Source organism: Aminobacter sp. BE322 (genome assembly GCF_050433525.1).
Classification (GTDB): domain Bacteria; phylum Pseudomonadota; class Alphaproteobacteria; order Rhizobiales; family Rhizobiaceae; genus Aminobacter.
This window is the reverse complement of sequence record NZ_JBNPXB010000008.1, coordinates 138,033-159,624: the sequence shown is the minus strand read 5'-3', so window position 1 is coordinate 159,624 and position 21,592 is coordinate 138,033. Positions and strand designations below refer to the sequence as shown.

The following is a 21,592-nucleotide window of genomic DNA, read 5'->3' as shown; positions in this document are numbered from 1 at the left end:
GTTCCCCCTTAAATATCCAGCCGGATCTGACGATCGCCGCTTGTGTCGTGGATGGCCGCCGCGGCCTTTGTTAGCTCGGTCCAATCGGCGATCAGGGCGTTGTAGGCCGTGGCCTCCTTCGCATCCTTCCGCTTGTTGGCGCAGATGTCGTAGAGGCAATAGGCGAGATCCTTCACCGCCTCGGCCTGGGTAATGATCTTCTTCAAAAGGACGGCGGTGTCGTGGGAAATGCCGTCTTTTTCGTGCAGACGGACCAGATGCTGGAGACACTCCCATACCGTCAGGTGTCGGTCCTCTTCCGGGTCCCAATCCTCGTCGAGTTCGTCACGGGCGAGGATGCGGACCTTGCCGGCGGCGCTATCTACGATCCCGGCGTGCTTGACGCTTTCCACCGCGATGCCGCGCGCACGGGCAAGGTTGTCGGCGACACCATAGTCCCCCTTGCCGTTCCCGTGCTGCTCGAACCAGGTGATGGCGAACCGTGTGTCCGCGTCGAACTCACCTTGGATGCCCCCAAGGTACTCGTCGAGTTCCTTGTTGATGAGCTGAAGCGCAGTTTTCACGCTCATCGGATTGTCGTCCGATTCCAGAACAGCCTTGTAGCGCGAGAATACGCCCATGCCGGGGCCGATGGCTGATTGCGGCATATCTGCTGGTGCAATGGTGGCCGCCTGAAGCTCTGAGATCGCCGGCGGCAATTCACGTTTCAGGGCACGGATGAACTCGGCACGCGTGACGACCTCGGCCGTGCCCTCCTTTTTCCGGCACACCAAGACGACCGAATTTGCGAGAGCATTGGTGCCAGTAGCAATTGTCCGGGCTGAGCGCTCCGTGCGGACGGGCCAAGTTCCAACAATCGCGTAACCCGCTTCAATCACAGCCTGTAGGAAGGTTGCCCATCCAGTCGAACTCAGGCCGTCTTGCTCGACCTCGCTTTGCTTAAAGGCATAGTAGATTGTCGCAGGAAACGATGAAGACGATTGACGGGCCAGGCTGGATATAGCCGCCGTCATACCCGTCAGGAAATGCTCCTCAGCATTCGCTTTCCCGCCGTGTCGATATGGTGTCGCGACCAACTCTTCTTCTTTAGGAACAGAAATAGTGCTCCCAAGATCAGGATAAACATCCTTGATATTACGCCTAAGCCATACATAGAAATAATCGGACAGATCAGCGTAGCCGATATTGTCGTAGTATGGCGGGTCAGTCGAGACGACTGCTCCATTCGGCAAACGTACATTCTGCGCGTCGTGCTGAATCTCAGTACCGACAGCGTTTGGACTTAGCCCGGAGAGAGCCTTCCAGACCCAATCGACGGCGCCGAGATAGTTTCCGGTACTATCGCTGAAGACATTGCATTCAGCGAAATCCCAAGTCATCGGGATCGCCTGCCGAGCAAACGTGAAACGGATGAACTCCGATGACGACCATGTGGCGATCGAACTTCCAGCATCCGCAAGCCGGTCAATCGCAAACGACAAATACACGCTGACAGCTTCAGCATAGGCTTTGGCACCTATGCCGCCATCGCGCAGCGGGGTCGGTTCAGAAGAGAGCCCGGCGACCAATGCGTCGGTTTGGATCTGGGTTCGCGCTTCTTGGACCAACTCGCTAAAGGTATTCAGCGCGACCAATTGTCGGTCGGTGAACAAATCACCGAAGGTCGCCAAACCGTAGTCCACAGTCCAGAAATTCCGTGGATCGTTCGGCAAACTGGTTCCCGGTTTCCACTCGGGTTTTGCGGAAAAGGCCAGATGTTCGTGTGCCTCTTCAGGTGTGACATACGCCCGGCCACGATTGCCTTCCGCAACGATCGCGATCAGCGTCTGCCCCATGTTGCCAGCGCGGCCATTGCTTTTCACATAGTCAGGAGTGATCGCCGTATCCGAGATAAGGCAGCGGAAATTCGCACCGCGACCTGCCTTGGTCCCTTCCTTAGCAGCAGAGAGTTCGGCTTTTGTGCCGCCATGCCTGATGCGATAGGAGATGGCCTTCGCCTGTTTGTCGACAATCGGCTCTACCCACGTCTCCTTCCCGGCCTTAGTGCTGAGCAGGAAGCTCGATGCGATCGGAACCTGCACGTTGGAGAAGGCAGGATCGGGGCTGGGCACCGTTCGTGCCCAAATCCAAGCGATCACCGTCCCTTTGCCGCCGCCGTGCTCTTTCGGCAGGTCCACCTGCGGGTAGAGATGGCCGATGCGCTCCCACGCCTTCTCGCGCATCCATTCGCCATAGTATTTGACGTCCTCGGCGAGACCCTCGGCGTTGCGATAGAACTGTCGGTCCTTCGCGCCGGGATGGATTGGTTCCTTGTCCTTGAACTTCGGCGGGATCTCGATCATCGCTTTGCCGATCATCACCGCGACCGGGTTCAGATCAGACCCATAGGCTGGCAACCCGAGGCGCTGCGCCTCCAACGGAATCGATCCACCGCCCGAGAACGGGTCATAGACCGGCGGCAACTCACCACCGCAGCTCTTGCGGATCTCGGCACGGGCGCGCTCCAGCACCTCCTCGTTGGTCGAGTTCTCCCACTTCACTAGGTCTTCGATGATGGCGAACAACCGCTTGCGCTCGACCTCCTGTGCTTCGTGCGTGGGGAATTTCTCGAGGTCGCTCGACGGATCATCGACAAGTTGGGCGAACAATACGGCCCGGCACGCTGCCAGCGGCCGCCGCGCCCACCACAGATGCAACGTCGACGGATGCCCGTGCCGGATCGACTTTTCGCGTGCAGAGGCGGCGTTGATCGCTTCGAGCGGGATCGCAACCTCGATCAATTTCTTCTTGGTGTTAGTCGTCGAGGTCATAAACAAGCCTGTAGGTTGCGGGATGGATGGTCAGTTCGCCGCCGTCGCGCAGAGCGCGCAGGCGGGCGCCCGTCATTTCGACAGGACCACCTTCCGGGTTGATGAGAATGAACGAATAGAGGTCCGGCTTCTGGTCGAGCAGACCCCAGAGGTCGGCCTCCAACTGGAGCGGTTCGTGCTCCAGGCAATGGTCTTTGGGATAATAGTGCCGCAGAACCTCGCCGCCTGCCGCGCGGCGTTCCCACGGAAAGCGCGTGCCGTTTGCGCGGCCGATCCAGCTCCCGTCCGCATGGAAGAAGCGATCTTCGCCATCAGCCTTGTAGCCCTGGGCCAACGCAAACCGCGTCATGACGCTCGGTCGGGGAGGCTTTGGTGCGGCACGGGGCTTGGTCGCCACCTCCGTTTCGATCAGCTCTCGATCCGGTTCCCCGGTCGGTGAGACGGGTTCAGGCTGCGGTGCCGACTCATCCTCCTCCGCCGGGTGGAGATCATCCGCATCAATCGGCTCGGCATCATTGCGAGCGTCTTCCGCAATCTGGTCGACACTGTCGTCATCGCCGCGTTCAGCAGCGGGCTCTACCTCGACGATCGGTGCGGCGACGATGTGCTCTGGGCCGAGAGTGAAATTCTCTTCGAGATATTCCCTGATGTCCTCCGGCGAGCGCTCGAACGCATAGGCCAGCGCCGCGCGAATATCTGAACTCAGGCTCCTGCCGATCTCTTCCGGCACCCGTTTTGCGAGCTTGGCCTTGGAGAGCGGGCTGACGAACAGCTTTCGCTCGAGCCATAGGATGTCGGTGAGCCGCGCGGTGCCGGCCGGGACGCCATCGAGATACGGAACGACCTCCAATTTTGGAGTCTGGACCCAGCTCGTCGCAGCGATCGCCTCCGCCAGCGCCCGCACACGTTCGGTCTCGCCGGCGTCGGCAAGCTCAATCCGTCCGAGTTGATTTCCGAACGCGGTGAGCCAGGCGCGGCGATCGTCCATGCCGACGAGCAGCGACGGCTGATTGAAGTGTTCCTCGACAAGGTCCGAGAGCGCCGGCAATGCCGAGAATGGCGGCGCCTGCACGACTTCTCCCGATAGCCGCTGAAAATCGGCGGTCTTGCGCTTGACCCATTCGTGCAGGTGGCTCCACCGGAACAGGGTCTGCATGCTCAGGCCATAGGCGAGCGTCTCGACCGATGCCCACTCGCCTACGAGGTTCAGCCAGTGTCCGCACTCCTCCCAGATGCGCGTAGGGTAACGGACCAGCAGGGTGCGAACCCGCCGGGCGTCGTCGGTCGACAGCCCCTTTCCCGAGGCCAGTGTTCCGAGCCATTGCAGCGCTAGGTCCGCCGATGGGCGATCTGCGACACCGACACGATGCCACAGGCTGAGATCGAGCACCGACGCGCGCACGACCGCAGCGCCGGGAACATCCTCCTCGTCCCCCGCTAGGAAGATGCCGCCGGACGTCACCCACGTCCCGTCCTGGGCGAGGATCAGCTTCTCCGCCTTGAAGGCGGTTCTGATGTTCTGTGCATCGACGGTCGAGCATCCGTCGAGCATCTGATCGAGGCGGCGATACCATTTCTCGACCTCATGGGCCGGAGCCCTGTCGGATTTGGCCAGGGCGCGCAGCCGGTCGAGCAAACGCCCGGGACCGCTCGGCGTGCATCTGACACCGAGAAGATCGAGCAACGGGCGCGTCGTTTCGCGATCAAGCAAGCCATGCACGAAGGGCTCGACATCGATCAGCGCCTCCGTCTCCGGTGTTCTGCGTACCAGGTCCGCCGGAAGCTGGATCATGTTGCGCGTGTCGGGAAGGCAGGGCTTGGCCCGCAGCTTCAACAGCCAGTCGGTCAGCAGGCGGTCCGATGAAACCGATCGCGTGGACCCGGTGGTCGCCACCTGTGAAAAGCGAGCGTTGACGGCCCGCGACCAATAAATGTCGCGCTGATCCAGGATCTTGCCGACGATCTTCGCCCAGATACCTGCGTCCGTCTTCGCCAATCCCTCCCAATGCCGCCAATAATCGGCAGGGAAATCCCAGTCCTCAACGACGAACTGGTTGGTGACGTAGGGATAATAGAGCGCGCTGCGGGCGCCACGCGCCTGCACCTCCGATGTGAGCTGCTGTCGCCCGTAAAGGCTCTGCCGCTTCTGGGCCAGGGGCGCCATTGTCTGAAGCCCCGACCGGCCAGACGACACCCAGCGCAGCCAATCCTCCCGCGTGCAGGACTTGAAGCTCGCGACATAGTCGCCGTGCAGGAGCTGCGTCTTTCGGGCGGCCTCCGGCAGCAGCTCCTCCAGCCCGCCGTTCTCGTCGAACAACACCCCCTTGCCGATCCCTCGGAGTGTTCGATCGGCGCAGGCATATCGGAAAGAGTCGCCGATCGTGACGCCGAGCTTGGCTGCGATCTGGGCAAGCTGGACGCATTCGGCGAGTTTCGGTTGGCCAGAGCCGAAATAGTCGGCGGCGACCCGCTCAATCACCGCGTTGACGTCGCTCGTCCCGTCGAGGCCGATCTCCTCTAGGACCGCGAAGGCCGCCTCGACGGGGTCATTGCGGGTTCCGCCTTCAGCCTTGTCACGGCGCTGATCGGCGAGGAATCGGGTCCAGTTCTGGTTGAGGACGATCAGATGGCTGGCGAGGAACTCCCAGTCCTCTTCCGACTGAAGCAACTTCTTTTCGCCGAGCCGAACGATCTCCGATGCCGCATAGAGCACCTCCTTGCCCTGCACAGGCACGATCCGCAGGGCGTCGGCATCATGGCACTGCCATCCCGTCACCTCGGGCGCGATATAGATCCACAGGTTCAGAAGGTGACGCCAAGTCGCCGGTTTCGGCAGATGGTTGCTGCGCAGACGCTCAAGCAAGTCCGACTTCGAGAACTCCTCGATCAACCCCCAGTGAACGAGCTTGGTCCGGTTCTTGGCTGAGACATGTTGGCAAAGCGCCGGCCGGGACTTGGCGTCGAGCAGCGCCATCGCCTGGTCAGCCGGCCAGATGTCGAAGACAGGCCGCGGAACGGTGATCGCGGCCTTTGCCTCGACCAGTCTCCCCTCCTCGGTCAGGAGGATCGATTTGCCTTCGACTGCTGCGTCGAACGCCAATTCGACGATCGCGCCGCATGCTCCTTCGAGCGAAGCCGCCTCACGGTCGACGTCCGGCAACAAACCATAGGCGTCCGCACGGTCCTGGGGGCCAGTCTTCGTCTGCTCCAGCCACTCCATCATGGCGCTGGCGGCTAACTCGCCGGCGCGGTTCAGCAGCCAGCGATTGGTTGGCGAGGTCTCCGGGTCTTTGATCTTGAGACGCGCCGGGTCCTGGATGAAGGGCGCGTTGCAGGCAAAAGGCAGCGCCGTTTCGACGCCGGTCGGCAGCACGACATAGAGGCGGCCCTTCGCACCCAGCACGATCTCCACCCGGCAGGGCGGGAAATCACCACCATCCTCTGCCCCCAGCATCCGCTCCTTGCGGATCTCGTCGAGCGCCTCGGCCGGAAAGGATTCCTCGCCCGACCGCACGAGGAGGAAGGGATCTTCCGCTTTCTCATCCAAAGCCATCCATTCGCTCTCGGCGATGGGGCCAGGCCCAAGGCTCTGCCAATGCACCTCGCTGTCGCCGATCTGAAGGCGGCGAATCTTCTTGAAGAACAGCAATGACACCGGGCTCTTCAGCCACTCGTCGAGGTTCTTTTCGACTTCTCGGCGCAGCAGCGGGTTCGCAATCGCAACTTCGACGCGCGTGGTTCCCGTTGTCGGATGACGGCTATCGATCCAATGTGGCTGGGTGAACCGCACACGCTCGAAGGCCACCGCCAGCGTCGGGGTGAACAGTTCAACCCGATCGCCCAGGCTGAACGTGCTTTTGAAGCCGATCCCACGAAAGCCGATCGTGTGCAAGGCGCGCTTGTTGGAATAGCCGAAGCGACAAATTGAGGCGAAATGGGCCTCAATGAAGTCCTCGCCATTGTGCTCGAACACAAAGCGATCGTCCTCGATCGACACCCGCGCTTCACTGGCGCCGGCGTCGTCGGCGTTCTGGAGCAACTCGGACAGAATGTGCCTGGGGCTCTGCACTTGCTTGAAGAGCTGGTGCCAAGGGCCAGCCAGTTCCGGGTCCGCCTCAAGCTGATCCCAACGCTTGGTCGCGCGCTCCTGGATCGACCGGAAATAGTCGGGCGGATCGGCAGCAATGGTTTCGATCTGACGGCTTACGCTCATAGCGAAAGCTCCACCGTCGAAGGTGTGGCGACCAATTCCGGGCCGCGCGGCGGCGCGGTCTTGCGCCAGCCACCCTTGATAGTTTGGATGGCGGAGATCGGTAGCCGCCGCCCGGCAGGCAGCTCGTGCAGATCACAAACATGCCAGAACACCGCCCAGTGCCCCTGATTGTCGGCGGAATATTGGCCCGTCGTCGGCGGACGATGCGCCATTCCCTTTGAATGCTTGCCGTTTCCGCTTTCTTCGCACCCGACATACCAACCAAGCCAGGACACGACAAAACTGAGCTTGGCAGCCACATCCTCGTGCGACGGATAGATCAAGACTGGCACGCGCGCACCGCCGCGCAGTTCGTCAACCTTGCGAAACAGCTCCCATTTGCGCGACCCGAAGGCGACAAAACCCGTGGCGCTGGCAATGACGCTCCCCGATTGAAGGTGCTCCAGCGGCACAGGGGCCAGGATGGAAAAATCCGCGATGCCGGTCATGTCATCCCCTATGCCGGCTCTTGCGCCCGCTCCAGCAGGCGTCGGAGGTCAAACTGGATCGCGGTCTCAAGGAACGACGGTTCCCGTTCCACGAGCGGGCCGCGCACATAGCGCGGCGCGTGGGCAAAGCCTGCGTTGACGGAGACGATCGCCAGAATGAATTTCTCCGGCTCGTGCAGCGAGGTAATGACCTCCTGGCGCGTAACCATCACGCTGTCCGCGCCGTCGATGCGCCCTTTGACCTCGATGAAGCGCAGATGCCCCGACCTCGGATCGTGGGATGCGATATCGTAGCCGATTTTCTGGGCGGAGACGTCGGCGGGCTCGTTACCCAGCGCGCGTTCGGCGGCCATGACGGCGGCCATCGCCGCAAGCTCGATCTCCCGGCGCGCGGCCGGGTCTTCTGCAAAATGGTTCGGAATGCTCGGCGCCTGACGTTCTTGCAGCAGCCCACGTGGGATGACGACCATGCCGCCCCGCACGCGCGGGGGCTGCGACGAGATGAAACGCTCTCGCTCCAGCTGGTCCATACGGCGCTTCTGCCGATCCGCTAGGTCTTCTGCGCGGCGCTGCGCGTTCTGCCAATTCACCCGCGTCTTCTTGCCGGCGCGTTCTTCCTCCTTCAGCTCAAAGGCGCGCGAGTCCCAGTAATTGATCTCCTTCTTGAGGCGTGCGCGTACCTCCTGCTCAACCTTTTCGATCTCTGGCAGACGCCGCGCTTTGACTTCCGCGACATGGCCTTGGGCCAGTTCGACTGTCGCGAACCGGATCGCGGCCTTCTCCAGATCGGTGGTGAGCCAGCTCTCGTCCAGAAGATCGCGCACGCTGACGACCTCCTCCGGGGTCGCCGGCCGCAGATTCAAATGCGGCGCGATACCGGCATTGACGGTGTTTCCGGCCTTGTCGATCGCGGCGAACTGGAGCCGCTGAGAAATCACATGCGGCTTGCCTGCGCTGGTGACGCGACCGTCCTGAACAACATGTTCCAGCAGGAAAATCGCCGACAGCGCATCACCCGCATCTGTGTCATCGACCAGGATCGCGCCCTGCCGCATGATCTGCTCATACTGTTCGCGGATCATGCTGATCACGGCTTCGAGCAGCGGATGGCCGGGACAAACGAAGGCGGCGACAGGCTGCTGGTTGATCTTGTCCTTCTCGAAGCAAATGCGCTCATACTGTGTCTGGAGCGGCGCGCCGGTTCCAATCTGGCGATCCCGTTCGCGGATCCGCACCGGAACATGCGCCACCTCCCAACGCCCTTCCTCCCGGCGTTTGATCTTGCCACCCAGATGCTGGAACGCTTCGACGAAGAAGCTCTGGATATGGTGGGGCTGTAGGCGCAGCGCCTCGGCGCGCTCCATTTCGAGCCGCAATTCCTCGACCCTCGCTTCCGGCATGGTGTCGTTGGTCAGGGCGCGGCGGCGCAGCAGCTCGAGCAAGTGCACCTGATCGACCGCACCATCGACCTGCTGGAAAAGACGCGCTTTCACGTCCTCCTGCTCGCCATACTGGATCGCCTCGAACAACAGATCCTTGAGCGCCACGCCGTCGAACAATTCGCCGAGCACGTCATAGACACGGCCGCCCAGCGCCTCGCGCGCAGCTTCCAGTTTCTCCAACAGCCGCGCGTAAACCTCGCCTTCGCGCGTATCGGCCGCGACGAGATTCCAGAGGTGGCAGACCTCCATCTGGCCGATGCGGTGGATGCGGCCGAACCGCTGCTCGATCTTGTTCGGGTTCCACGGCAGGTCGTAATTGACCATGAGATGGCCGCGCTGGAGGTTCACGCCTTCGCCTGCCGCGTCGTTGGCGATCAGGACCAGCATGTCCTTGTCCTGCATGAAGCGCTCGACGACCTTTCGCCGCTCTTCGCGCGACACGCCGCCGTGGATCACCTCGACGGCCTCGGGGTTGCCGAGCCGCGCCCGCACCTTGTCGAGCAGGTAGTGCAGCGTGTCCTTGGGCTCGGTGAAGATGATCAGCTTGCGGCGATTGCCGGCCGCGTCGATCATCAAATCGTCGTCGAGAATACGATTGAGCTGGCTCCATTTCGTGTCCACGCCCGAGCGCAGCACGCCGAGCGCCATCGTCTCCAGCCCCTTCAGGGTCTCGACTTCCAGGGCGAGTTGCTCGACCGTCTCGGCCGTCGTCGCGCCCGTCGAGATCAGATCCTCAAGCTCGTCGATCTCCTCCTGGCCATACTCCTCGATGTTCCGCAGCATGTCGGCATTGATCGCGGGTTCCGATGCGCCGGCCCTGCGGCCCTTGGCGGCAAGGCGCGCTTCGCCCAGCTCGTTTTCCAGCCGTTCCCGGCGGCGCTTGAGGGACTGGTAGATGGCGGCCGGCGACGAGGCGAGACGCCGCTGAAGGATTTGCAAAGCGAAACCGACATTGTTGCGCTTCTTCCCATCGCCCTCGGCGAAGCGCTGCACGCGGTTCATCTCGGTGCGCACATACTCGGTGACAGCGGTATAGAGCGCGGCCTCCCCTTCCGAGAGCTGATACTTGACCGTGCGCGCCCGCCGCTCGGGGAACAGCGGCCGACCATCGAACTTGAGCAGTTCTTCCTTGGTCAACCGCCGCATCATGTCTTCGGTGTCGGCATAGTGGACACCGTCGCGGAACCGGCCCTCGAACCGATCACCATCGAGGAGCGCCATGAAGAGCTGGAAATCCTCTTCCTTGCCGTTGTGCGGCGTCGCCGACATCAACAGCAGATGGCGGCAAACCTGGCCCAGCTTCTGGCCGACCTGATAGCGCCGCGTATATTTGACCTCCCCGCCGAAATAGGTGGCCGACATGCGGTGGGCTTCGTCGCAGATAATCAGGTCCCATTCGCGCGCGCTCATGAGCTTCTCCTGAAGCTCCTCGTTGCGCGCCAACACGTCGAGACGCACGATCAGCCGATCCCGATCGCTGAATGGATTGCCCGACCGCGAGTTCTCGATCATGTCGCGGGAAAGGATGTCGAACTCGAGATTGAACTTCTGGCCGAGTTCGTCCTGCCACTGCTCAACCAGGCTGCCCGGCGCAACGACGAGGCAGCGTTCCAGATCGCTGCGGGCGATCAGTTCCTTCATCAGCAACCCGGCCATGATGGTCTTGCCGGCGCCGGGATCATCGGCAAGGAGGAAGCGCAGCGGCTGGCGCGGCAGCATCTCGCCATAGACCGCCGAGATCTGGTGCGGCAGCGGATCGACCAGACTCGTATGTATCGCCAGATACGGGTCGAAATAATGCGCCAGCTTGATGCGGTTGGCTTCCGTCACCAGGCGCAGCAACGCGCCGTCGGCATCGAACGACCACGGTCGGCCGTTCTGCTCGACCTCGAGACGGTGCTCATCGTCGCGATAAAGAACAGCCTCGGCCACAGCGCCGTTATGATCACGGAAAACGACGTTGATCGCCTGGTCGCCGATCCAGTCGACCGAAATCACATGCACAGGCTGCGCCGAAGCGACACCGCGCACGGACGCGCCGTTCTTTACCTCCTCAAGCCTTGCCGCCATTGCTCGGCTCCCCCCAGTCCTTCATAGCTGAAGCTCCGCCTTCTCAAGCGCCGCTTCAGTTTCCTTGCGGTTTATTGTTACGATATGCTGTGTATGGGCGCTCTGTTTCGCAGCGTCACCAAGCAAACCCAGGCGCTTCAAAACGTAAAAGAGCATGGCGTAGCGAACCGAGAGCACGCCATTTCCCTGGTCCAGCCCATAATCCTTGGCGACGACCTTCTTCTGGCTCGCCGTAAGCCCCGGATGCGGGCCGATGATGACATCGAAATAATTGTTCCAGAGCCAATCCCGATCACCGGCCTCGCCGGGCTCGCCCTTCGCACCAACGTCGAGGATGCGCGGCAGCAGGAAATCCTTGAACTTGTGTTCGAGGTGGCAATAGGCCCGCGCGTGCCAGCGGAAACCATCGTACCCGAAGGCATGCGGCGTGATCCGCCGCCAAGTGGGTTCAGGCCGCAACTTGTTCATCGACTGGTAGAAGACGTCGACCGAGGCGCCCTCCCGGCTCGCGTCGAGAATCTTCCGCAGAACCTTGATGTCGATGTCCCGCCTGGGGGTCAGCGCCACATCGGCGCTGGGGAGCGCCGCGATCCACGAGTCGCTCGCGGGTACAGCCCCCTCGGCAACCGAGCGTAGCTGCGACAGATAGATGTATGGGTCCGGCTCAAGGAACCGCAGCACGAATTTTTCGGCGGCGACGTAGCGCTTGGCGCGGGTGTCGTACTCCATGTTGCCGGGCGCCCGCTCCTGATAGAGCGTCAAATCCTTGGAAGCCTGCGGAACCGACACGCCGAACACCTCGACAAGGTCGGCCCGGTTGATCGAGCCCTCCCAGAACAGCCGGAACTCGATGAACTCGAGTCGGCGTCCCACCCCCCACTTCAGCGCCGTCGCGGCTTCCGCCATGTGCCTTGCCTCGCCTTAATGAGGATAAAAACTATATGGACTTCCTATCACAGTCCGTGTAATTATTATTCCCATTAGGGGGATTCGTCAATGGTCTATCGGTCACAGCCATCGGTGCAAAGCTCGCAGCGGTACGGCTTGATGGATCGGATCTCTGGCGCAGCGCACAACCCCGAGCAAAACCCGGAAGGAGGACGGTCATGACCATCGCGCATCGATCCACCTTGGTCGTTCACGGCCGCCTCGCCATGCGGGAGAGCCGCCTTGCGGCGGGGCGCGCCGGCCGGCACGGCCTCCAGATCATGTCCTTCGAGCAGGCCGCCGTCCGGCTGGCCGGCGGTTTTGTCCGTCCGATCGATGACGAGAGTCTGCGTTCGGCCATCCAGGCGGCCCTGTCCGCGACGCCGATGGGCGAACTGGAGAGCATCAAGACGCTGCCCGGTATGATCGATGCGGCGGCTGACACGTTGCACAAAGCCTGGCGCGCGGGCATCGACCTTGCCGCACATGCGGCCGATGACCATCCACGCCTCGCCGCCATCGCACGACTGGAGGCGGCCGTCCTCGACCAGCTTCCGTCCGGCATGCTGCGGCCACTCGACATCGCCGCCGCCGCGATTGAGCGCCTCGCCCATGCGCCAGCGGTCCTTGGTCCGATGGAGATCGTCGGGCTCACCGAACTCTCGCCGTGCTGGCGGCCGCTGCTCCAGGCGCTCACCACTCACATTCCCGTGCAGTGGACGGCCGGCCCGAGGAGCGTTCCCGCATGGCTGGACGATACGGGCGTCACGATCTCACGCGCACCGGCGCAAGCGCCGGGGATCAACGCCGTCAGCGCGGCGACGGCCTATCACGAGGCCATTGAGGCGATGCGTTGGGCGCGAGGCCTGCTCGCTTCGGGCGTTGCCCCCTCGGAGATCGCCATCGCGACCGCCTCGCCAGCCGACTATGACGATCATTTCCTGGCTTTGCGCGCTGATGCCAATATCGACCTTCACTTCGTCCACGGCGTCCGCACCGTCAGCACCCGCGATGGTCAGGCTGCGGCGGCGCTGGCCGACATCGTGGTTCGCGGTCTGTCGCAGTCGCGGTTGCGGCGGCTCGCAGCGCTCTGCCGGGACAGCGGACCTTTCGCATCGCTGCCCGAAGGCTGGCTGCGTGTTCTGCCAAGCGATGCGCCGCTCTCGACGCCCGGCGCCTGGAACCGCCTGCTAGGCCGGTTGGCGACAGAGGACTGGCCCGATGGCGCCGACCATACCCCGGCTTTGCGCTTGGCGGTCGAGACGCTGGCGAAAGGACCAGAGGCCGCCGGCGAGATCGGAGAAGCCTTCCTCAAGGGCCGAGCCCTCGCGATCTGGCGCAAGGCGCTGCTCGCCGGCCCCACCGCCTCGGTCGATGCAACGCTCGAGACCCTGAAACAGGACGATGGACTGGAAGCCTGCGTCTGCATCGCCTGGATGCCGGCCAGTGCGCTTGCGGCGTCGCCACGCCGCTTCGTACGGCTGCTTGGCCTCAATTCGTCCCGCTGGCCGCGCGGGATCGCCGAAGACCGGCTGATCCCCGACCATATCATCCCGACACAGGTGCTCGATCCGCTGCCGGTCAATCTCGCCGACCGGCGCGATTTCGAGACGATCCTCACCACGACAGGCGCCACCGTCGTCCTCTCGCGCGCACGGCGCGACAGCGACGGGCGCCTCCTGGGTCGCAGCCCTCTGCTCGCCGGACATGGCGAGGAGACCTATCTGCGCCGCAACGCGACGCCAGCGCACGCCTTCAGCGAGACCGACCGCCTGATGGCCCGGCCCGAGGAATTCGTCGCAGATCCGCAAGCCGTCAGCGCGCAAGGCTGCTGGCGTGACTGGCGGCAGGTGGAGATCACGTCCCACGATGGCCTGGTGCGGGCGGACCACCCGCTCGTCCTCGCCATTCTCGGTCGGACCCAGTCCGCCAGCTCGCTGCGCCGATTGCTGCGCAATCCGCTCAGCTTCGTGTGGGTCTATGCGTTCGGATGGCGCGAACCCCAGAGCAGCGCCGAACCGCTCGTGCTCGACGCGCTCGGGATCGGCGATCTTGTTCACCTCGTTCTCGACCAAGCCCTGCGCGACCTCGAAACCGGAGGTAGCCTTGCCGCTGCCGACGCACAGACCATCGAAGCCGCCGTGGCTCGGGCCGCGCAAGCCGTCGCCGCCGACTGGGAGAGCGAGCGCCCGGTTCCACCAGCGGTCATCTGGGGTCGCACCCTTGACGACGCCCGCGCGCTGGCCAGCCGCGCTCTGTCCTATGGCGATGACCTTCTGCCAGGCGCGCGTTCCTACGGCGAGGTTCCCTTCGGCGGCTCACCTCCGAAATCCGATGCGGAAACGCCCTGGGATGCGAGCGCGCCGGTCACGATTCCCGATGCCGGCTTCAATATCGCCGGCTACATCGACCGGCTCGACATCGCGGGCGATGGCAAACGCGCCCTCGTGCGCGACTATAAGACTGGACGACCGCCGCGCGGCGACATCCGATTGAACGGCGGACGCGAGCTTCAGCGCTGCCTCTATGCGTTCGCGGTCAAGGCGCTGCTCGGTGATGACGTCACGATCAGCGCCTCGCTGCTCTATCCGCGCGATCCCGTCGATCTCCAGCTCGACGATCCCGAGGCCGTGCTCACGGAGATCACCGGCTATCTGCGCGCGGCACGAGCAAGTCTCGCCAGCGGCGCGGCCCTGCCTGGACCGGATACCGGCGGCGACTACGACGACCTCGCCTTCGCCCTGCCGGCCAATGCCAGCGCCACCTACTGCAAACGCAAGATGCCGGCCGCCACGGAGCGGCTCGGAGAAGTCACTCAGGTCTGGGAGGCGGAATGATGAGCAACCTGTCCAAAGTGCTGAACGACGATGGTGCGCGTCGCCATGCGATCAGCCTTCATGATCGCTCCATCCTGGTCGAGGCCGGCGCGGGTTCAGGCAAGACCGCCGTCATGGCTGGGCGCATCGCCGCCATGCTTGCCGAAGGCGTCTCCCCGCGCGCCATCGCCGCTGTCACCTTCACCGAACTCGCCGCAAGCGAATTGCTCTCGCGTGTCCGCGAGTTCGTCGCCGACCTTGCGGCCGGCGTCATCGCGACCGAACTGCGCGTGGCGCTGCCCAATGGCCTGTCGGAGGCCCATCGCCGCAATCTCACCGCCGCCAGTGCTGCGATCGACGAAATCACCTGCTCGACCATCCACGGGTTTTGCCAGCGGCTGATCAAGCCCTATCCGGCGGAGGCCGACATCGACCCCGGCGCCGGGGTGATGGATCGCAACCAGGCCGACCTCACTTTCCTTGAGATTGTCGATGGCTGGTTGCGCGAGCGCCTGTCTGGCGGACAAGGTGGCATCCTGGCCGAGATGGTGCTGCATAGCCCCGGCGAGACGGTGGCGCTGATCCACAAGATCGCGGAGAACCTGCGCCGCCGCCCCACGCTGGCGGCCCCGGCCGTCTCTCCGCTTGACGGCCACCTGACAGCGTTCCGGCAGGCTGCGGCGGATTTTGCCAGCTTCATGGATGGCACGGCGGCGGCAGAGCCGGAAACGGTGGCGATCGTCGAGCGGCTGGCCGGAATGGCCGCAGCCCTGGCGACCGCTCCCGACCCGGCGACGCCCGCGGGCCTAGTCCAGCTCCTGACCTCGCGGCCCCACCCGGACCTTTGCACCAAATCCGGCACCTTCGCGTCCTATCGCAAGAAGGGAAAATGGGCCGCCTCCGCCAAACAGGCCGGTCTTTCCAAGGCCGACGCCGATCGGCTGAACGACGCGGCCGAGATCCACTACACCGCCTGCTGCGATGCCTGGAGCGCGCTTGTGCAGGCCGCCGCCGGCCATGCCCTCTCAGCGCTGATCGACGAGGCGCATCCCATCCTGCAACGCTATCGCCACCACAAGCGCGCCAGCGCCCAGCTCGATTTCGACGATCTGATTTTCGCCGCGCGCGGCTTGCTGCGCGATCACGATGCCGTGCGCCGGGCGCTGGGAGAGCGTTTCGCCCATGTCCTCGTTGATGAGTTCCAGGACACAGATCCCCTGCAAACCGAGATTTTCTGGCGTCTGTGCGGCGAGCCGGTCGATGGCGATGACGATTGGACGCGGTTCCAAATCCGGCCAGGTGCGCTCTTCCTGGTGGGCGACCCCAAGCAGGCGATTTATCGCTTTCGAGGCGCCGATGTCGGAGCCTATGTCCAGGCGCGCGACGCCTTCCGCGCCCAGGACGCCGACAGCCTTCTATCAATCTCGACCAATTTCCGCTCCTGCGCCTCGATCCTCACCTTCGTCAACGAGCGCTTCGAGGCAGTCCTTTCGGCCGATGGACAGCCGGGTTTCACCGCGCTCGACCCGTTCCACGATGACCGGGGCGACGTTTGCGTAGCCGCCCTAGACATCGCGGTGGCCGACGAAAACGGTAAGGCCAGCGCCGAACAGCAACGCGACGCCGAAGCCGACGCCATCGCCGAGCTTTGCGCCCGGCTGATCGAAAGCCAGCCCATCATCGACCGCCGCAGCGGCGCAGAGCGCCCCTGCCAGCCAGGTGACATCGCCTTGCTGGCGCCGACCGGCGCGGAGCTGTGGCGCTATGAGGAAGCTCTGGAGCGGCGCGGCATTCCCGTGGCGACCCAGGCCGGCAAGGGTTTGTTCCGCCGCCAGGAAGTCCAGGACCTGATCGCTCTGACCCGCGTCCTGGCCGATCGCCGCGACACGCTCGCGCTCGGTGCGTTGCTGCGCGGGCCTCTGGTCGGCCTGTCCGAGGAAGAGCTGCTCGACATCATCTGGGGGCTTCCCCGCTCGGAAGAGCAGCCTGACCGGATTCCACGCCTCGACCTCGGCATCGACCCGGCCGTCATCGCACACCCGCTCGCGCGCGAGGTCATCGAACGGCTGCAATCGCTCTCCCGGCGCGGCAACAGCACGACCCCGCACGAATTGCTTTCGCAGGCGGTGGACGTGATGCGCGTCCGTCCGCTTCTCCTCGAACGGCATCGCGGCCAAGCCGAGCGCGCGCTCGCCAACGTCGATCTCTATCTCAGCCTGTCGACCGGCTACGCCGTGCGCGGTCTGCGCGCCTTTGCCGAGGCCATGGCGACAGCGTGGTCCGACGAGGCCCGCGCCGTCGAGGGACGACCCGATGCACAGGAGGAAGCGGTTGCGCTCTTCACCATGCACGCGGCCAAGGGGCTGGAATGGCCAATCGTCATTCCGATCAACACCATGACCGGCGTGATGGCGCCCGAAAGCGCCGTCCTCGATCGCCAGACAGAGACCTTCTATTGCCCGGTCCTGGGCGTCCCACCCGAAGGCTATGACGAGGCGCGCCAGGCGGAAAAGGAAGAGCTGGACCGCGAACGCATCCGGCTCTGGTATGTCGCGGCCACCCGCGCCCGCGAGCTTCTTGTCCTCCCCCGGCTCGACACTACGCCGTCGAAATCGGCATGGATCGGTCTCGTCGATCTATCGCTCGCCGACCTTCCCGGCCTCGATGTCTCGCATCTGCACGCCAGCCTCACGGCCGCGCGCGCGGGAGTGGACAACACCCAGACACGCGCGATCTTCGCCGCCGAAGCTGAAATCATCGCTGCTGCACAGACGCGGCTGACCTGGCTTGCACCCAGCCGCGATGAAAACACCGCCGGGACCGTGCTCCGGGAAGAGGAGGCGTCCCTCTGGACCGGCTCTGCTGACGGCCAGCCCCCCGAACTGGAAGTCGTCGCCCCGGTGCAGGGAGGCAGGGAGCGCGGGCTGATCCTCCACAAGCTCATCGAAGAGGTGCTGACCGGGGAAACCCCGGAAGCCGAGGCGGCGCTGATTGAGCGGGCGGCCGATCTCATCCGCTCGATTGGCCGGTCGCCTGTCTCCGATCCAGCCACTGGGCTGTCGGCCGACGAACTGGCGGCCTGTGTCGCTCGCACTCTGGCCCTGCCTGACATCGCCGCCTTGCGACCCGGTCTCCTGGCCGAATTTCCCGTCTATGCCGCCCAGGCGAATGACGGCGTGGAAACCGCGACGGCCGGGATCGCCGACGCGCTGACAGTTGGAGAAGATGGCCAGCCAGTCGTGGTGGTCGACTGGAAAAGCGACGTGAACCCCGACGCTCAGACGCTCGATCACTATCATGCGCAGGTGAGCGCCTATCTGAACATGACGGGCGCCGAGCGCGGACTGATCGTGCTGATGACGAGAGGAACGGTGATTGCCGTCTCGCCTTCGCCGCAGACCGTGTCGGCCTGACGGAAGGCGACGCGATGGCCTCCCGCACGCGCTCCAACGGCCCCAACCAGGACGACCTTTTCAATCCCGAGGTCGAACTGCTCTTGCCGGCTCGGCTTGTCATCGACGGCAAAGTGCTGGGAAGCCCGGTTCGTCAGTTGGCCGTTCCTGCGCGCCGGGTGCGTTGCCGGCTTCGTCCCTTCGCCATCCGCCGCGTCAATGGTTACGAGACAACCCTGGAATCCGGCGAAATTCTGAAGGTCATCAGCGCAAAGACAGCCACGCCGCTGGAGGCTGATCTCATTCTGTTCGTGCCAGGGGCAACGGAGCCGGAACAGATCGTCGAAGCACTCGAACTGGGTGCAGGCCGGTGGATGAATGCTTTGCCGATCGGCATCAACACGCTGGATCGTTCCGCGCGCGTCGAGCGGCTCCAGGCGGTTTCTGCCTCCTGGATCGACGCCATTCATTTGCGCGAAGGACGGGCTGCGGCCGATGGTGTGCCGGCGCAGCCTGGCTTGCGGCGGCCCCAGATCGGCGCGCTTCATGCCGCGCTTGCCCATGCGACGCGATCGACGGACCCGGCCACCATCGTCATGCCGACGGGTACGGGCAAGACCGAGACTATGCTGGCGCTCAATGCCAACCGGCGGTTCGAGCGCCTGCTGGTGGTGGTCCCCACCGATGCTCTACGCGAGCAGATCGCAGGCAAGTTCGAGACCTTCGGCGTCCTGAAACAGCAGAAATGTCTCGATGAGACCGCGGCCTTTCCGTTGGTCATGCGGCTCTCACACATTCCGGCGAGCGAAGCCGAAGTCGATAAAATCTTCGACAGCGCCAATGTCGTCGTCACGACGATGCAGATCGCGGGCCGCGCCGAAGCGCCGGTGCAGGAACGGATGGCGGCCCGTGCCTCCGCACTTTTTATCGACGAGGCGCATCACATCGGGGCACGGACGTGGAAGTCCTTTCGCGGGCTCTTCGCCGAGCACGAGCCGCCCATTCCGGTGATCCAGTTCACCGCCACCCCGTTTCGTGAGGATGGTGGCCGCGTCGATGGGGAGTTCATCTACACCTATCCACTCAAGAAGGCGCAGCAGGAAGGCTATTTCAAGCCGATCCGCTTCGAGGCCGTATTCGGGCTGGATCAAGCCGACGCCGACCAGGCGATCATCGACAAGCTCGGCGAAGTGCTCACCTCGGACCTGGACGCCGGCCTTAACCATCTGGCGATGGCCCGTTGCAGCACCATCGAACGCGCCAAACACCTGCATAGCCTCTATGCGGCGGCCTATCCGGACTACCGGCCTGTCATCGTCCACAGCCAGCAATCGCTGAAGGAGCGGCGCGAAAATCTGGCAGCGTTACGCCGCTTTGAGAGCCGGATCATCGTATGCGTCGATATGCTCGGCGAGGGCTTCGACCTGCCCGAGCTGAAGATCGCTGCATTACACGATCATCACAAGAGCGTGGCGGTGACGATCCAGTTCGTCGGCCGCTTCACCCGCCAGGATCCGACCCTGGGTGATGCGACGGTGATCGCCAATACCGGCATCGACGATGTCGATCGCGCGCTGGCCAAGCTCTACGCCGAGGACGCCGACTGGAACGCGCTGGTGGAGGCGCTCAGTTCGGCAAAGATCGAACGCCAGGTTCGCCGCGCCGAGATGTTCAAAGGCTTTTCGGGCGATCTAAGCGACATTCCGCTCCAGACCCTCGAGCCGAAAATGAACGCGGTCCTCTACCGAACGTCCTGTGACGCCTGGGATCCGTTCCGCGCGGAGGAACTCTACAATCCCGGCGTCTATCTCGGCATGAAACTGAACCCGCATCAACGGGTCGCGATCTTCGTGACTCGGGCGGAGGAACAGGCGCGCTGGACCTCGGCGCAGCAGGCAGTGAACGTCACCTGGGATCTGCATATGCTCCACTGGGATCAGGCAAGTGGCCTGCTCTATATCAGCAGTTCCGCCAAGGGACCGTTCGACCGCCTGGCAAAGGCGGTTTGCGGCGATACGACGCGCCGCGTGGAAGGCGAGGAGGTGTTCCGCAGCCTCCACGGTTTCAAGCGCCTCATCCTGCGCAACCTCGGCCTCACCCACCATCAGGGGCGCGGCGTCCGCTATTCAATGTATATGGGCGTGGACGTCGCCGACGGCCTCGACAGCGCAAAATCCCAGTCGCGGATCAAGAACAACATCTTCGCCACCGGCTTTCTCGACGGCGTGCCGGCCTCACGCGGCTGCTCGGCGAAGGGCAAGTTCTGGTCCAGCGCCAAGGTCCATGACCTGACCGACTGGGTGGACTGGTGTCAGGATGTCGGCCGCACGGTGAACGATCCCAGCATCACGACCGACGGCGTTTTCAAGAGCGCGATGCGCCCCCACCAGATCAGCCAGCGCCCGGCTGTTCCGCCCGTGGCGATCCATTGGCCTGAATCTTTGATTATGCAGTTCGAGGAGCGGATCGAGATCTCGTTCGGCGATGAGCCCGTAACCTTCGCGGAATGCGATATCGAGTTGCTCGATAACGCTCGTTCGGGACCGCTGTGCTTCGCCGTGCGGAGCGATGAGCACGCGGCCGAGTTCGAGATCGTCTTCAGCGACGGGCATGCCCGCTACCCCCAGCGCGCCGGCCCCAAGGCGACGATCAAGATCGGCAGCAAGGTGCAGACGCTTTCGGAATCCTTCGGTGAGGATTCGCCACAGATCGACTTCGGCGATGGCTCGCTGCTCATCTACAGCCACCTCTACACCCTGCCCGAAGGCGAAACGATCGAACCATACCCGTCCGACAAGATCGAAGCCTGGGATTGGTCGAAGGCCAATATCCGCGTCGAGTCGCAAGGCACGAGCAAGCGCCCAGACTCAGTCCAACGTCTCGTCATCGACACGCTGTTGGCGGACCCCGATCCCTATGATGTGATCTTCGATGATGATGGCAAAGGCGAGATCGCTGATGTCGTGGCGCTGCGAATAACCGACAGCGTCGTTTCCGTGACCCTGTATCACTGCAAGTATTCGGGCGCGGATACACCAGGCGCGCGGCTCAGCGACCTCTACGAGGTTTGCGGCCAGGCTCAGAAGTCTGCTCGGTGGCGCGACCGGCCGGGCCGCATGCTTCAACACATGTTGAGGCGCGAAAAGATGCGCCGGGACCGTGGTCTCAGCTCTCGGATTGAACAAGGCTCAGCCGCCGCGATCAAGAAACTCAAGGTCGGGTGGCAAGATCACCGCTTCGAGTTCGACGTCCGCATCGTGCAACCTGGACTATCCCGGCAAGCAATCGGTGAAGAAGGCTTGCACCTGCTTGCGGGAGTCGAGACCTATTTGCTCGAAACCCGCGCCATGAGGTTGAAAATTATTGGTAGTGAATGATGCCGTAGGGCATCGGCAATATTCTTGAGATGTAAGTTTTTACCACGCCGTGGGGGC

8 protein-coding genes are annotated in these 21,592 nt (G+C 63.5%); 3 read left to right on the top strand and 5 right to left on the bottom strand.

Going from position 1 to position 21,592, the window contains the following annotated elements; genetic code table 11:
• Positions 1 to 8: 8 nt before the first annotated feature.
• From J2X50_RS13980 to J2X50_RS13960, 5 genes are read right to left on the bottom strand one after another with little or no spacing between them, the layout of a single operon-like run.
• The gene (locus J2X50_RS13980) at positions 9 to 2,810 is read right to left on the bottom strand and encodes a DUF1156 domain-containing protein (RefSeq protein WP_429095842.1); all 2,802 of its coding nucleotides are present in this window, start codon (positions 2,808 to 2,810) and stop codon (positions 9 to 11) included.
• On the bottom strand, positions 2,794 to 7,023 hold the full coding sequence (locus J2X50_RS13975; RefSeq protein WP_429095841.1) for a sacsin N-terminal ATP-binding-like domain-containing protein: 4,230 nt from the start codon (positions 7,021 to 7,023) through the stop codon (positions 2,794 to 2,796). Before J2X50_RS13975 ends, J2X50_RS13980 begins: the two co-directional genes overlap by 17 nt.
• On the bottom strand, positions 7,020 to 7,511 hold the full coding sequence (locus J2X50_RS13970) for a hypothetical protein (protein ID WP_429095839.1): 492 nt from the start codon (positions 7,509 to 7,511) through the stop codon (positions 7,020 to 7,022). Before J2X50_RS13970 ends, J2X50_RS13975 begins: the two co-directional genes overlap by 4 nt.
• 8 nt (positions 7,512 to 7,519) lie before the next feature.
• Positions 7,520 to 11,023 (bottom strand): helicase-related protein, encoded by a 3,504-nt coding sequence (locus J2X50_RS13965; RefSeq protein ID WP_429095837.1) that lies wholly within the window; start codon positions 11,021 to 11,023, stop codon positions 7,520 to 7,522.
• A 21-nt stretch (positions 11,024 to 11,044) separates the two neighbouring features.
• Positions 11,045 to 11,929, bottom strand: coding sequence for a WYL domain-containing protein (locus J2X50_RS13960; protein ID WP_182926471.1), 885 nt, complete (start codon positions 11,927 to 11,929; stop codon positions 11,045 to 11,047).
• 200 nt (positions 11,930 to 12,129) lie between these two features.
• On the opposite strand from J2X50_RS13960, the gene J2X50_RS13955 reads away from it, so the two are divergent.
• From J2X50_RS13955 to J2X50_RS13945, 3 genes are read left to right on the top strand one after another with little or no spacing between them, the layout of a single operon-like run.
• Entirely contained in the window at positions 12,130 to 14,787 is a 2,658-nt protein-coding gene (locus J2X50_RS13955; protein WP_429095835.1) for a PD-(D/E)XK nuclease family protein, read from the top strand.
• Positions 14,787 to 18,179, top strand: a complete 3,393-nt coding sequence (locus tag J2X50_RS13950; protein ID WP_429095907.1) for a UvrD-helicase domain-containing protein — start codon at positions 14,787 to 14,789, stop codon at positions 18,177 to 18,179. Before J2X50_RS13955 ends, J2X50_RS13950 begins: the two co-directional genes overlap by 1 nt.
• Before the next feature lie 14 nt (positions 18,180 to 18,193).
• The gene (locus tag J2X50_RS13945; RefSeq protein WP_429095833.1) at positions 18,194 to 21,535 is read left to right on the top strand and encodes a DEAD/DEAH box helicase; all 3,342 of its coding nucleotides are present in this window, start codon (positions 18,194 to 18,196) and stop codon (positions 21,533 to 21,535) included.
• Positions 21,536 to 21,592: the final 57 nt, after the last annotated feature.